A 14,064-nucleotide genomic window follows, 5' to 3' on the forward strand; every position below is an offset into this window, starting at 1 on the left:
GGAGAATGCGGGGGTGACGAAAACGAAGCCGAGCGGCCCGCGTCCGACGCCCGCCGAGCTCGAGGCGGCGCGGGGCCTCGTCATCCCGGACGTGATCGCGCCCGGCCTCAGGGTGCTGTTCTGCGGGATCAACCCCGGTCTGTGGTCCGGCGCCGTCGGCAGGCACTTCGCGCGGCCGGGGAACCGCTTCTGGCCCGCGCTGCACGCCTCGGGGTTCACGCCCGAGCTGCTCACGCCCGCGCGCCAGGACGAACTGCTCACGCTCGGGCTGGGCATCAGCAACCTCGTCGCGCGCACGACCGCCCGGGCCGACGAGCTCACGGCCGACGAGTACCGCGAGGGCGCGCGCATCCTGGCCGAGAAGGCGGCGGAGTACCGGCCCGCCTGGATCGCGATCGTCGGCATCACCGCGTACCGCACGGCCTTCGGCCGGCCCGCAGCGAAGATCGGGCCGCAGGACGAGCGGATCGCGGACAGCCGGGTGTGGGTCCTGCCGAACCCGAGCGGGCTGAACGCGCACTGGTCCGCCACGGCGCTCGCGGAGGAATTCGCCCGATTCCGCGAGGTCGCCGAGGCGGACCAGTGAGCCGGCGGGTATCCGTGCTCTCGTGGTGTCCGTCTTACCTCGTTGGGCCGTCCTGACTGCCTCGGCCCGTCCCAGCCGCGTCGGCTTACTGCATCGGCTGCGGCTTGAGCAGGCAGAACACGGCGCCCCACGGGTCGGCGACGGCCGCGTAGCGGCCGTAGGGGGCGTCGGCCGGCTCGATCGGGACCGAGCCGCCGAGGCTCTTCGCCCGCGCGGCGGTCGCGTCCGGGTCGTCCACCGCGAACCAGGTCATCCAGTGCGCCGGCACGTGCTCCGGGAACTGCTCGCCCATGTGCTGCATGCCGCCGATGGTCCGGCCGGCCACGTTGACGGCGAAGTAGCCCTCCATGCCCTCCATCGGCTGCACGTCGATGTCGAACGCGGAACGGTAGAACGCCGAGGCTCCCGGCACGTCGCGGGTGTTGCACTCGCTCCAGATCAGCGCGCCCGCCTCGTTGACGACGACGGCGCCGAAGAACTCCTTCTTCTGCCAGAACCCGAACACGGCCCCGGTCGGATCGGCGGCGACGCCCATCCGGCCCGCGTCGCCGACGTCCATCGGCGGGACGAGCAGCGTGCCGCCGGCCTCGCCGATCCGGCGGGCGGTCTCGTCGGCGTCATCGCTGGCCAGATACGTGGTCCAGACGTGCGGCGGGGCCGGCTGGCCCTCGGGCGCCATCGCCGGGCCGATGCCCGCGACGGGCTTGTCGCGGATCGTCATCATCGCGTATCCGCCGAATTCCTCCGGCCCACGCTCTCCGCCCCAGCCGAACAGGCCCCTGTAGAAGTCCATGGCCGCCTTCTGGTCCTGGGCCATCAGATCCACCCAGCACGGCGTGCCCTGCGCATACGGTCGGTCGACTTCACTCATGTCTTCACACTCCTCCGCGGACACTTGCTACGCAACCGTACGGCGATGGTGCATATGCGTCATTCGGGTGAGCATTCGCCCGGCACTTAGGCTGTACGACATGATCCGACCCGCGAAGCCCGAAGACGTCGCCGAAATCCACGCCATGGTGCGCGAGCTCGCCGAGTACGAGAAGGCCCCGGACGAGGCCAAGGCCACCCCCGAACAGGTGCACGGCGCGCTGTTCGGCGACAACCCCGCGGTCTTCGCGCACATCGCCGAGGACGAGTCGGGCGACGTCGTCGGCATGGCGGTCTGGTTCCTCAATTACTCGACGTGGACCGGGAAGCACGGCATCTACCTCGAGGACCTGTATGTCAGGCCCTCGGTGCGCGGCACCGGCTACGGCAAGGCCCTGCTGGCCCAGCTCGCCCGCATCTGCGTCGAGCGCGGATACCCCCGGCTCGAGTGGTCCGTCCTCGACTGGAACGCGCCGGCCATCGCGGTCTACCGCTCGCAGGGAGCCGTGCCGATGGACGAATGGACCGTCCACCGGCTCACCGGCGACGCGCTGCGCGCCATGGCAGAGCGCTGATCAGGCGCGCCCCCGCCGACTCGTCCGAGGCCTTATCCCACGCCCTCGCACAGCGGCAGCTCGGGCTCTAGCACGACGAGGTCCCTCGTCGCGCGGGTGAGGGCGACGTAGAGGTCGTTCAGGCCGCGCGCGCCGTTCTCGGCGATGGCCTCGGGATCGACCAGGATGACGCTGTCGAACTCGAGGCCCTTCGACTGACGCGCCGTCAGCACGACCGTGCGCTGCTCCAGGTCCGGCTCCTCACCCGACGCCGCGCCGCGCACGGCCGCGGCCACCGTCTGCGCGAGCTCGGCGGCGCGCTCGTCCGGCACGATGACCGCGAGCCGGCCCTCGCCGACCGCCTCGTCCTGCTCCCGCGCGAGTTCGGCCAGCCGGGCCGGCAGCTCCTCGGCGGCGACGGACTCCTGCCGCGGCTTGATCCCCGACTCGCGGACCGAGGCCGGCGGCCGCGTCCCGGGGGCGATGCGCTCCAGCACCTCGGCGGCGAGGTCCATGATCTCGCGCGGCGTGCGGTAGTTGACCGTCAGCTCCGCGGCCCGCCAGCGGTCCCCGACGAAGGGTTCGAGCATGCCGCGCCACGAGTCGGCGCCCGCCGCGTCGCCTGTCTGGGCCACGTCGCCGACCAGCGTCATCGAGCGGCTCGGGCAGCGGCGCATCAGCAGACGCCAGGCCATCGCGGACAGCTCCTGCGCCTCGTCCACGATGATGTGCCCGAAGGTCCACGTCCGGTCCGCCGTCGCGCGCTCGGCGATCGTGCGCAGGTCCTTCTCCGCCTGCAGGTCGGCCAGCTCCTCGGCGTTGATGATGTCCGCCGCGCTGATGATCTCCTCGCGCGAGTCCTCCTCGTCGGTGGACCGGGAGCCGACCATGATGTCCAGCACGCCCTGCGCGTACGCGATCTCCTTGCGCCGCCGCAGTTCGCGCGCCGCCCGCTCCGAGTCGAACGCGCCGAGCAGCTCGGCGGCCTCGTCCAGCAGCGGCACGTCCGCGACGGTCCACTCGCCGGTGTACGCCTCGCGCAGCGCGGTCCGCTCCTCCTCCGTCAGCCCCGGCGCGGACTCGTCCAGCAGGTACGGCGCGGTGAGCAGCTCCGTGAGCAGCCGCTGCGGCGTGAGCTCCGGCCACATCCAGGTGAGCGCCGCCTGCACGGCCGGCTCCTGCTCCAGCGAGCGACGCAGCTCGCCGCGGTCCACGGTGCGCTTCAGGCTCTCGTTCAGGTCGGCGTCCTCGCCGTCCAGGACCAGCCCGTGCTCCTGGAGGTCCTTGGAGATGGCCGCGACGACCTCGCCGGTCAGGTCGTCGAACGGGTCCCGGGTCAGCCGCTCGGCGGCCTGGTCGACCAGCGTGTCCATGATCGCGTCCACGAACACCGGCCGGGCGAGGTTGTGCGGCTCCTCGCTCTCGAGCGCCTTCTCCTGGGCCCGCAGGCAGGCCTGCCGGTCGAGCGGGTAGCCGACGCCGTCCACGACCACGTTCAGCGGCTCGCCCTCCTCCGGCATCCGGCGCAGCGAGCCGATGGCGGTCTCGATGATCTCGGCCATGACCGTGCGGCCCTTGATCTCCGCGACCCGCGGCCCCTCGGCCTTCCGGGTGCTCACGCCCGGGAACAGGTCGCCGACCGTGAGCAGCGCGGCGCTGGTCTCGCCGAGCGCGGGCAGGACGTGCGAGATGTAGCGCAGGAACGTCGGGTTCGGCCCGACGATGAGCACGCCGCGCCGGGCCAGCCGCTCGCGGTGGGTGTAGAGCAGGTACGCCGCGCGGTGCAGCGCCACGGCCGTCTTGCCGGTGCCCGGGCCGCCCTGGACCACGAGGATGCCGCGCAGCTCGTCGCGGATCACCGCGTCCTGCTCGGTCTGGATCGTCTCCACCACGTCGCGCATCCGGCCGGTGCGCGCGCTCGCCAGCGCGGCCAGCAGCGCGGCCTCGCCGACCAGCGGGGACGCCGAATCGGCGGCCGAGGTCGCGTCGAGCACGCCGCGGGAGAGCGCGTCGTCGTCGATCCCGGTCACGGTGCGCAGCCGGGTGTGGATGTGCCGCCGCCGGCGCACGCCCTGCGGAACGGCGCTGGTCGCGGTGTAGAAGGCGCGCGAGGCCGGCGCGCGCCAGTCGATCAGCAGCGGCTCGTAGTCGTTGTCCTCGTCCAGGATCCCGATGCGGCCGATGTAGCGCCGCTCGCCCGTCTCCAGGTCGAGCCGGCCGAAGCAGAGCCCGTCCTCGGCGGCGTCGAGCTGTACGATCCGGCTGCCGAGCTCGCGCGAGGACACGTCCCGCTCGACGCGGTTCTGCGCGGTCCCCTCGCCCGCCACATACACCCGCGACAGTTCCGCCGTGGCCCGCCCCCGCAGGCCGTCGAGCCGGCCGTAGAGCATGCTCACGTACTGCTGCTCCCGGCTGACTTCGTCGGATTCGCTTGACATCCCACTCCCCATGCGCTAGGTTTGCTGCCGAGCCGTTCTTTGGTTCTTTTTTGGGCTGCGCAAAATAAGTGTGCTCTCAGCGTAGCACATATCGTAAGTGGCACACCGGTTTAAGGCCCGATGTGGTGCGGTTTAAGGCCCGCTGTGGTCAGCGGCCGAGCTCCGGTCGCAGCGCCTGCTCGGTCCAGATGGTCTTGCCGGTCGCCGTGTGCCGCGTCCCCCACTTCGCGGTCAGCTGCGCGACGAGCATCAGGCCGCGGCCGCCCTCGTCGAAGATGCGGGCCCGGCGCAGGTGCGGCGAGGTCGAGTTGCTGTCGGAGACCTCGCAGATCAGAGTCCGGTCATAGATCAGCCGCAGCTGGATCGGCTCCATGCCGTACCGCAGCGCGTTCGTCACCAGCTCGCTCACCACGAGCTCCGTGACGAAGCTGCACTCCTCGAGACCCCACTCCACCAGCTGCGCGGTGGCCAGCCGCCGTGCCTCGGCGACGACCGGATAGTCGGTCTCCAGGTCCCACACGGCGACCCGGTCGGAATGCAGGGCCCTGGTACGCGCCAGCACCAGCGCCACGTCGTCCATCGGATGCTCGGGAAGCATCGTCTCGAGGATGTGGTCGCAGCCGGCGTCGAGGTCCGCGGTGGCGATCGGGTCGGTGAGGACCGTCCGCAGCCGCTCGATGCCGAGGTCCGGATCGGGCTGCCGCGCCTCGACCAGGCCGTCCGAGTACAGCGCCAGCAGGCTGCCCTCCGGCACCTCCATCTCCAGCGCCTCGAACGGCAGTCCGCCGACGCCGAGGACCGGACCGACGCCGATGTCCAGGAGCCGGGTGGTGCCGTCCGGCAGGACGAGCACCGGCGGCGGGTGTCCCGCGCTCGCCGCGGTCAGCATCCGCGAAACCGGGTCGTAGACCGCGTACAGGCAGGTCGCGCCGGTCTCGCCGAACGCGCCGTCGAATTCGAGGCCGCGGTCCTCGCTGTCTCCGTTGAGCCGGATGACCAGGTCGTCGAGGTGCGCGAGGAGCTCGTCCGGCGGTAGGTCCACGTCGGCGAGCGTCTGCACGGCGGTGCGCAGCCGGCCCATCGTCGCGCAGGCGTGGATCCCGTGCCCGACCACGTCGCCGACGACCAGCCCGACGCGCGCGCCGGACAGCGGGATCACGTCGAACCAGTCGCCGCCGACCCCGGCCCGCGTATCCGCAGGCTGATAGCGCGCCGCGACGTCCACCGCAGCCTGCTGCGACGGGCCGTGCGGCAGCAGGCTCGCCTGCAGCGCGAGCGCCGTGTTCCGCTCGCGCGTGTAGCGGCGCGCATTGTCCACGTAGAGCGCCGCGCGGGAGGCCAGCTCCTTGGCGAGGGTGAAGTCGTCCTCGTTGAACTCGTCCGTGCGCGCCCGGAAGAGCACCGTGACCCCGAGCGTCGATCCGCGCGCGATCAGCGGGACCGCGAGCACCGACGTGACCAGCCCGCCCTCCGCCTCCAGCCGCGAGGCCCGCTGCGGGACCGCCGACATCCAGCGCTCGAAGTCCGGGTCGCCGCTTCCGCTGCTGAGCACCGCCTTCCCCTCGCGGATCGCGCGGGCCGGCGGCGAGAACCAGGGGTACCTGTCCGTCCCGCCGACCTCGACGACCGACAGGTCGTGGGAGGTCGAGAAGTGCGCGACCCGACGCAGCACCAGGTCGGCGCCCTCGGCCGGCTCGCTCGGCTCCTCGCCGCGCAGGACGTCGTCGAACAGGTCCACGCTGGCGAACTCGGCGAAGCGCGGCACGATCAGCTCGGTCAGCTCCTCCGCGATCCGGCCCAGGTCCAGGCTGCGCCCGAGCGAGATCGACGCCGCGTCCAGCACCGCGAGCCGCTGCCTGGCCCAGTGCTGCTCGCTGCTGTCGAACCCGGCCATCCCGACCGCGGTGACCTCGCCGGACTCGCCGAAGACGGGCCACAGCTCCAGGTTCCACGCGTGCTCCCGGATCCCGGACGGCGCCCGGGTGAAGGACTCGTAGTGCACGGGCTTGCCGGTGCGGACCACCTCCCGCAGCGCGATGAGCGTGCCGTCCTGGCTCACGTCCGCCGGCACGCCGAAGGGGAACGGGTGCCCCAGCAGCGCGGCCTCCTCCACCCCCATGACCAGGCACGCCATATCGTTGAGCCGCTGGTAGCGCTGCTCCGCGTCGAAGACGGACATGGAGAACGAAGCCTGCCGGAACGCCTGCTCCGTCAGCGCGCGCTTCTCATCCCCGGATGCGGGCTCCACGTGATCCAGTCTCGCCCCGATCGCCGGGGCGGACAACCGGGGCCGACGACCGGCCGGCCGCGCCGGGGAGGCCGCGCCGCGCGCCGGTCAGGTGCGGCACGCGAACCGTCAGAGCACTGGCTAGCTAGAACAGCCTGTTGATGAACTCGTTGCGGAACCGCCCCGCCGGGTCGCGGCGCTCGAGCAGCCGCCGGAAGTCCTCGGCCCGGGGGTAGGTGGCGAGCGCGGCGGCCGGGCCGCCGACGAACAGCTTGCCCCAGTGCGGCCGCGCCCCGAGCGGCAGCAGCGCGTCCCCGAGCGCGGCGAGCACCGGCGTGACGGCGGCGCGGTCGGGAATCCAGGTGAAGTGCAGCGCGAAGCAGTCGCGCTCGTATGCGGGGCTGAGCCACAGGTCGTCGGCCGCGATGCTGCGGATCTCCGACGTGAGCACGACCGGGGCGATCCGGCCGCCGATCCGGCGCACCGCCTCGAACGCCTCGCCTGCCCGGGCGCGCGGCACGAAGAACTCGGACTGGAGCTCGTCGCCCTTGCTCGGGGTGAACTCGGGCCGGAAGTGCGGCAGCCGCTCGAACCACGGCCCCGGCACGCCGAGCTGCGGGGTGCACGTCTCGGCGGGCTCCCCGGGCACCGGGTGCGAAGGCGCCGTGGCGAGCGTGCCGCCGAGCCAATCCCGCTGCGGGGGGATGAGAGCCCTGCCGGCGTCGGCCCGGAGCTTCAGCCAGACGTTGCAGCGGCCGTCGGCCCAGTTGGTGAACGTGCTGACGCTGTACCCGATCGCGTAGGCATCCTCGCGCTTCTCGATCAGCTCGTCGAGCGACGCGTCCACGTAGACGTACTGCGCGACGTCGAACGTCGGCTGCACATCCACCGTCAGGTGCGTCACGACCCCGAGCGCGCCGAGCCCGACCGGATAGCCCGCGAAGTCCTCGTCAGCGCCCCGCGCGAGCTCGACGACGTCCCCGTCCGCGTCGACCAGCCGCATGGACCGGACGAACGCGGCGAGGTTCTGGTTGCCGTCGCCGGAGCCGTGCGTGGCGGTGGCGCAGGCTCCGGCCAGCGAGATGTGCGGCAACGAGGGCAGGTTGGCCAGCCCGTAGCCCGCCGCGTGCAGGCGAGAGGAGATCTCCGCCAGCCGCATCCCCGCGGCCACGGTGGCCGTCCGCGCCTCCGCGTCCACCTCGACTTCGGCAGGCAGCCCGCTCAGCACCACGAGGTCGCCCTCCGTGTCGGCGATCCGGTTGAACGAGTGCCCGGTACCCAGCACCCGCACCCCCGTGCCGCCCGCCACCACGCCGCGCAGTTCCTCGACGGACGCCGGCCGATGCACGCGCGCCGCCCGGAACTCGACGTTGCGGGCCCAGTTGCGCACTGCTTCGCTCATCGTTCGGCCTCCACCTCGCTGATCGTCTGTGAGCGCTAACAACATAGCGCGGCCCGCCCCCGCCTGAATATCCACCCCGGATGCCGAGCGGCCGAGGGGACGGATCCCGGCCGCGCTTCACGGTGAGGGAACCGGCCCGCTAGAGCGCCGCGTACGCCACCGCGATGGCGGCGCCGAGGCGGGCGTTGTTCTTGACCAGGGCGATGTTGGCGCGCAGGCTCTCGCCGCCGGTGATCTCGACGATGCGGCCGAGCAGGAACGGCGTGGCCTCCTTGCCCTTGATGCCCCCGGCGTCCATGTCCCGCAGCGCCTGCTCGATGATCGAGTCGATCCGCTCGCCCGGAACCTCGTCGGCCTCGGGGATCGGGTTGGCGATGTCGAGGCCGCCGCGGATGCCGAGGTCCCACTTCGTGCGCATGATGGCGGCGAGCTCGGCGGGGGAGTCGGCGCGCATGGGGGCGGCGAAGCCGCTGCGGCGGGAGAAGAACGCGGGGAACTCGTCGGTGCCGTAGCCGATGACCGGGATGCCGAACGTCTCCATGGTCTCCAGCGTCAGGCCGATGTCGAGGATGCTCTTCACGCCCGCGCTGACCACGGCCACGTCGGTCTGCGCCAGCTCGGTCAGGTCGGCGCTGATGTCAAAGGTCTGCTGAGCGCCGCGGTGGACGCCGCCGAGGCCGCCGGTGACGAAGGTGCGGATGCCGGCCAGCGCCGCGAGGCGCATCGTGGCGGCGACGGTCGTCGCGCCGTGCGCTCCGCGGGCGATCACGTACGGCAGGTCGCGCAGGCTGACCTTGGCCACGTTCGGATCGGTGGCGAGCAGCTCCAGGTCCCCGGCGGTGAGGCCGACGCGCGGGCGCCCGCCGAGCACGGCGATCGTGGCCGGGACCGCGCCGCCGTCGCGGATGATCTGCTCGACCTCGGTCGCCATGGCCACGTTCTGCGGGTACGGCATCCCGTGGCTGATGATCGTGCTCTCCAGCGCCACGACCGGGCGGCCCTCGGCGAGCGCGCCGCGCACCTCGTCGGTGAGCGTCAGGGCGTGGTGCGGGGCCGTCTCAGAGTGCGTCATGGGTGGTCCTTTCCTCGAGCATGTGCTCAGTCAGATCCGGGCGGACGGTGTGCTCGCTCTCCAGCGTCAGCGCGGCGGCGGCGTGTCCGTAGCGGGCGGCGAGGACGGGGGAGTGGCCCGCGAGCAGTGCGTGCGCGAAGGCCGCGAGCATCGCGTCGCCGGCGCCGGTCACGTCCTCGACCTCGGCGGGGATTGCTGTCAGCTTGTGGATTTCACCCTGCGAGCTCAGCAGGCTGCCGTCCGCGCCGAGGCGGACCCACACGTGCCGGACCCCTCGTCCGTGCAGCACCGCGGCGGCGTCGGTCAGGGCGTCGTCCGTCACCGCGTCCCGATCCGTCAGCGCCGCGAGCTCGTCCCTGTTCGGGGTGATCGCGAAGATCGGCCGCTCGGCGCTCAGCAGCGGGGCGAGCCGCGCGGCCTTGGGGACGCTCACCGGGTCGATCACGACGCGCACGTCGTTCATCCGGGCCAGGTCGAGCAGGTGGGCGCTGGTCGCGGCGGGCAGATTGCCGTCCAGGACGAGCATCGCGGCGTGCGTGATCAGCTCGCGCGCCGACCGGAGGTGCTCGGGCCGCAGGTCGTCGGTGGCGGTCATGTCGGCCACCGCCACCAGCATCTCGCCGTCGGTGTCGAGCAGGGCGGTGTAGCTGCCGGTCGGATGCGTGCTGCGGTGCACGTGGTCGAGCATGACGCCCGCGTCCCGGGTGTCGGACAGCAGGCGCTCGCCGTGCGGATCCCGGCCGAGCGCGGCGATCAGGTGCGTCGGCGTGCCGAGGCGCGCCAGGTTCTCCGCGATGTTCCGGCCGACGCCGCCCGGGGTCGTCGACGTGTGCCCCGGATTGCTCGTCCGCGGTATCGCCGCGGCGCTACTGCGTGCCTTGATATCCACGTTCGCGCCGCCGACCACGACCACCGGCGGCTGCGAGCTGAGGATGTATCCACGCCCGAGGATCACGCCCTTGCGCCCCAGATTCGACAGGTGCACGTTGACGGCTGCGCGGCTGCTGCCGACGCGTTCGGCGATCTCCGCGGGGCCGATCAGCGGCTCGCGGCGCAGTAGCTCCACGATCTCCCGCTCGCGCTCGGTCAGTCCCATGCTTATAAGACTAAAGCGTCTTTAGAAAACTATGCAAGCCGGGCCGCAGTGGTGCACGCTCGTCTTCCGCTATGCTCCGGCTCGGCATACCATTCCGGCAAAGCCCTGCGACCGCGCGAACCCCTACGCGCTCGAGGACACCACCACGGCCCTCGATCTGCTCGCCGGACACGCGCAGGCATTCCTCGGCGAATCCAGCCACGTCTCCAGCGTCCCCGTGGCCGCACACGCCTGAATTCACCGATCAGCAGCCCACCGCACCATGCCCACCACTTCGCCGAGCCATCGCGTGCACCTTCGGAACAGGGGAGTGCGCTCCGGTTCGCCGGGACGTCGCGGAACCCGATCGCGCGGCACGCTCGATCATGAGGGCCACCAGGTCCGCGAACGTCGCCGCGCCCTCGGCGTCGTCGGCGCGGCGCGAGATCTGGGCGATCGGGCCGACCTGGTCGAGGACGACGTCCTCGGCGGCCAGCACGTAGGCGAGGGTGAGCAGGGCCGCGCGGCCGTTGCCGTCGGCGAAGGGATGGAAGAAGCACACGTCCAGGTAGGCGCGGGCCGCGCGCGCGGCGAGCGGCACGGCGTCGTCCCGGGCCTCGGCCAGGCAGGCCTCGAACGCGGCCTGCGTGCCGGGGCCCAGGCCGTAGCGCTCCCGGCCGCCCTTGGCGAAGGCCGGGCGGTCGCGGAACGGCGCTTCGGCCACTCCGAGGACGGTGCGCTGCCACGAGGCGAGCAGGGGAAAGTCGAGTTGCTCGCGCGCCTCGGCGGCGGCGCGCGCCTTCTCGTACGCGGCGAGGAGCCGTCGCGCGCGGGCGGGGTCGCGCTCGCGCTCGACGGTCGCTATGCGGTGTGCGACGCCGTCGCGGCCCGGCTGGACCGGCGCGTCCGGCCGGTCGAGTCCGTGGCGCACGGCGTCGGCCCACGGCACGTGCTCGCGGACCTCACGCCACGTCAGCAGGTGATCCTGCGGCATCGCATTGTTCAGACGTCGACGGGCTCGGCGAGGGAGCACTCGAACGGGCCGTCGAGGGAGTCGGCGAGCCGCCGGGCGACGTCGTCGACGAGGGTCTGGTCGGCGGCGATCCAGCTCTGGAAACGGCCGCCGATCGCCTGCTCCACCAACGCCTCCGCGCGGTACTCGGTCACGCCCCAGCGGGCGAGGTACCAGCGCAGCACCTGCGCGCAGTGGTTGTACCAGGCGTCGCCCGCCTCGGTGCGGACCATCACCTGGTGGATCAGGTGCGCGGCGCCGCGCTCCCAGACCTCGACCTTGCCGCCGTCGGCCAGGCCGTCCAGCGGAAAGCGCTCGAAGCGCGCGGCCAGGTCCTCGATCCACAGCCGCCATTCGACCAGGCCGGCGATCATCGCCTGGACGGTCTCCTCGGGGCGGCCGTGGCTGACCGAGTGGCTCTCGCAGCACCATGCGGAGATCGGGCCGCCGCCGTAGTCGCCCTCGTCGAGCGACCAGCGCCAGCCGCGCGCCCACAGGCCGAATCGCCCGGCCGCCAGTTCGTCGAAGGAGTCGGGGTGCGGATCGCGTTTCCACACGGCCGGCGCCAGGCTCCTGACGATGTCCGGCGCAGTCTCGGTATCGAAGGGGTGACGCCTCGGATCGACGTCATCCCAGGACAGGTCCCACGGCACGAAGCTCCAATCCACCACGCCGTGAGTATGCCACCGCTGTCCAACCGTTTATGCGGCGATTGATTACGTCGCTCCTACCGTTTGCGCTGCGATTTCATTACGCCGCTTCCATCACGCCGCGAGCAGGTCCGAGCCGACCGCGCCGACCGGGTTGCCGCGCTCGGCCGGGGCGAAGCAGGCGTTGACCGCGTGCCGGCCGAACTCGAAGGCCTCGCGCAGCAGGTTCGAGTCGGTGGCCAGCCGGCTGACCGGGGGGACCGCCGGGTCGGGGCGGATCGAGAGCACCGCCGTGGGATGGGCGCCGCTCCGGTCCGTCTCGTAGGCGGCCAGGACGCGGTCGTCGTCCACCATGCGCGCGCGGCGGGCGAGGTAGGCGGCCTTGAGCTGCGGGGTGTGCCGGCGCAGCGCGACCTTGGCCACGAAGCGGGCCCCGAGCGAGGGCGGGACGCGCTGCTCGGCGCCCTTGGTCGCGGGCACGTCGTGCACGGCCTTCGAGCGCAGCACGAGCACATGTGTCGCGCCGTCACGCAGCGCCTGCCGGAACGGGATCGACTCGGCCAGGCCCGCGTCGAAGTAGCGCCGGCCGCCGAGCGCGACCGGGCGCCCGGCCAGCACCGGCAGCGCGGTGCTCGCCCGCAGCGCCAGGCGCAGCGCCTTGCCGTCGGTCATCTCGCTGAACAGGTCGCGCGGCTCGCCGGTGGCGATGTCCGTGGCGAGCAGGTGCAGCTCGATCGGGGTGTCGAGCACGGACGCGTAATCGAGCGGGTATTCGCGGATGTAGATGTCTTCGACCAGCCGTTCGACGTCCACCATCGGGCGGCCGCGCAGCAGGTTGGTGGTGCGGATGCAGGCGCGGGTGAGCCGCGGGTCGATGCAGCTGAGGATTCCCTGCGGCTTCGAGCTCAGCAGCCAGGCCGCGGTGAGCGCGCCGGCCGAGGCTCCGTACACCGCGTCGAACGCGTTGAGCAGGCCCAGTTCGTGGATCGCCAGCGCCATTCCCGCCGATACGCTGCCGCGCATTCCGCCGCCCTCGATCGCGAGGGCGACGCGGTGCCCGTCCGCGCGCTCGCCGGGGCGGCTGCCCGCCGCGAGCCGTTCGGCGAGGACGGAGGTGAGTCGATGGGGGTCCTGATCCGTCGTGCCGCCGAGAAGGTGCTCAGCCACTGCCCTCTCTCCCCTGGTCGCAGCCCTTCCGGGGCTGTCTTCCTCGTGTGGCCGCGGTGGGCCGGTGCCTACCGAGGGGGAACGTACCCAGGGGTTGTGAACAGGAGATCTATCTTGTGCGACGCGCTCTTGAGCTTTGGGTATATCGGACGGCTGAGGTCAGACGGCCTGTTCGCGGCGGCGGGAGAGCGCCGGGTGCGAGCCGACGGCGACGAGGTCGGCGACGGCCTGCCGCGGAGCGCCCTCGGCCAGGTGCGTGCGGCCGACCAGGATGGCGTCCGCGTCCAGCTTCGCGCTGCTGATCAGGTCGCGGCGCGGGGTCGAGCCGCACTCGGTGACCCGCACGACGCCGTTCGGGACGAGCGGGAGCAGCTTGGCGAGCGTGGCCTGGATCTGCACCGAGCCGTCGGCGACGTACTGCGGCGGGCGCAGGAAGAGGGTGTGCGCGTTGGCGCGCAGCGCGCGGACGAGGTCGCGGGCGCTGCAGACCTCGACGACCGGGGTCAGGCCGACGGTCGCGGCGCGCTCCACGAGCGAGACCAGCGCCTCGTCGTGCAGCGTGGAGGCGGCCAGCAGCACGAGGCTGGCGCCGTGCGCGCGGGCCTCCCACAGCTGGTAGCTGGAGACGACCGGGTCCATGCACAGCAGCGGGGTCCGGGTGTGCACGTTCGCGTCGTTCATCGCGGTGAGCGAGCTGCCCACGCCGTTCGCGCCGGGGCGCACGGGCACGGCGATGACTCCGGCGCCGCCGGCCTCGTACTCCTCGGCGAGCTGCCCGGGAGCGGCGTGCGCGGGGTCGAGCTCGGCCACGACGACGATGTGCTCGCTGCCGAGCGCCTCCTTGCCGTTGAGCGGGGCGGGCCGGTCCAGCGCCCGGGCCTTGATCTCGTCCAGCGGGACGCGGGCCTGGCGGGTGGCGACGCGGGCCAGGGCCGCGTTCGCGAGTGCCGTTATCGCCGAGGCCGAGGCGGTGACCGTGCGGTTCACGCGGCGGCCGCCTGGGCCTCGGCG

Annotated in this window: 13 protein-coding genes; 3 read left to right on the forward strand and 10 right to left on the reverse strand. The window is 72.5% G+C overall.

Translation table 11 applies throughout. The features are described 5' to 3' along the window. The first annotated feature begins 13 nt into the window (after positions 1 to 13). Positions 14 to 586, forward strand: coding sequence for a G/U mismatch-specific DNA glycosylase (mug, locus tag KDK95_RS31160; protein WP_212521925.1), 573 nt, complete (start codon positions 14 to 16; stop codon positions 584 to 586). Between the two features lie 85 nt (positions 587 to 671). On the opposite strand, the gene KDK95_RS31165 is transcribed toward mug, so the two are convergent. Then, the gene (locus KDK95_RS31165; protein WP_212521926.1) at positions 672 to 1,457 is read right to left on the reverse strand and encodes a VOC family protein; all 786 of its coding nucleotides are present in this window, start codon (positions 1,455 to 1,457) and stop codon (positions 672 to 674) included. Positions 1,458 to 1,557: 100 nt separating this feature from the next. Between KDK95_RS31165 and KDK95_RS31170 the strand changes: the two genes are divergently transcribed. Then, positions 1,558 to 2,031 (forward strand): GNAT family N-acetyltransferase, encoded by a 474-nt coding sequence (locus tag KDK95_RS31170; protein ID WP_212521927.1) that lies wholly within the window; start codon positions 1,558 to 1,560, stop codon positions 2,029 to 2,031. A 32-nt stretch (positions 2,032 to 2,063) separates the two neighbouring features. On the opposite strand, the gene KDK95_RS31175 is transcribed toward KDK95_RS31170, so the two are convergent. The 5 genes from KDK95_RS31175 to KDK95_RS31195 form a co-directional block, all read right to left on the reverse strand. Continuing rightward, a complete protein-coding gene (locus KDK95_RS31175) occupies positions 2,064 to 4,448 on the reverse strand; it encodes a HelD family protein (RefSeq protein WP_212521928.1) in 2,385 nt (794 codons plus the stop codon). Positions 4,449 to 4,596: 148 nt separating this feature from the next. Beyond that, positions 4,597 to 6,696, reverse strand: a complete 2,100-nt coding sequence (locus tag KDK95_RS31180; RefSeq protein WP_212521929.1) for a SpoIIE family protein phosphatase — start codon at positions 6,694 to 6,696, stop codon at positions 4,597 to 4,599. A 124-nt stretch (positions 6,697 to 6,820) separates the two neighbouring features. After that, the gene (locus tag KDK95_RS31185; protein WP_212521930.1) at positions 6,821 to 8,077 is read right to left on the reverse strand and encodes an FAD-binding protein; all 1,257 of its coding nucleotides are present in this window, start codon (positions 8,075 to 8,077) and stop codon (positions 6,821 to 6,823) included. Between the two features lie 139 nt (positions 8,078 to 8,216). Beyond that, positions 8,217 to 9,149, reverse strand: a complete 933-nt coding sequence (locus tag KDK95_RS31190; protein ID WP_212521931.1) for a pseudouridine-5'-phosphate glycosidase — start codon at positions 9,147 to 9,149, stop codon at positions 8,217 to 8,219. Further along, positions 9,136 to 10,245, reverse strand: a complete 1,110-nt coding sequence (locus KDK95_RS31195; RefSeq protein WP_212521932.1) for a carbohydrate kinase — start codon at positions 10,243 to 10,245, stop codon at positions 9,136 to 9,138. The genes KDK95_RS31190 and KDK95_RS31195 overlap by 14 nt, the downstream gene beginning before the upstream one ends. A 31-nt stretch (positions 10,246 to 10,276) precedes the next feature. Here KDK95_RS31195 and KDK95_RS31200 point away from each other — a divergent pair, with 31 nt between their 5' ends. Further along, positions 10,277 to 10,480, forward strand: coding sequence for a hypothetical protein (locus tag KDK95_RS31200; protein ID WP_212521933.1), 204 nt, complete (start codon positions 10,277 to 10,279; stop codon positions 10,478 to 10,480). 9 nt (positions 10,481 to 10,489) lie between these two features. Here KDK95_RS31200 and KDK95_RS36430 read toward each other — a convergent pair whose 3' ends face one another. From KDK95_RS36430 to KDK95_RS31215, 4 genes are all read right to left on the reverse strand, one after another. Further along, positions 10,490 to 11,218: a Fic family protein gene (locus KDK95_RS36430; protein ID WP_249162170.1), complete on the reverse strand. Its 729-nt coding sequence runs from the start codon at positions 11,216 to 11,218 to the stop codon at positions 10,490 to 10,492. Positions 11,219 to 11,226: 8 nt separating this feature from the next. After that, the gene (locus KDK95_RS36435) at positions 11,227 to 11,907 is read right to left on the reverse strand and encodes a hypothetical protein (RefSeq protein ID WP_249162171.1); all 681 of its coding nucleotides are present in this window, start codon (positions 11,905 to 11,907) and stop codon (positions 11,227 to 11,229) included. Positions 11,908 to 12,000: 93 nt separating this feature from the next. Further along, the gene (locus tag KDK95_RS31210; protein WP_212521935.1) at positions 12,001 to 13,053 is read right to left on the reverse strand and encodes a patatin-like phospholipase family protein; all 1,053 of its coding nucleotides are present in this window, start codon (positions 13,051 to 13,053) and stop codon (positions 12,001 to 12,003) included. Between the two features lie 159 nt (positions 13,054 to 13,212). Then, positions 13,213 to 14,064 (reverse strand): beta/alpha barrel domain-containing protein (locus KDK95_RS31215; RefSeq protein ID WP_212521936.1); only part of this gene is annotated, 852 nt, incomplete at its 5' end.

Source organism: Actinospica acidithermotolerans (genome assembly GCF_018139625.1).
Taxonomy (GTDB): Bacteria; Actinomycetota; Actinomycetes; order Streptomycetales; family Catenulisporaceae; genus Actinospica; species Actinospica acidithermotolerans.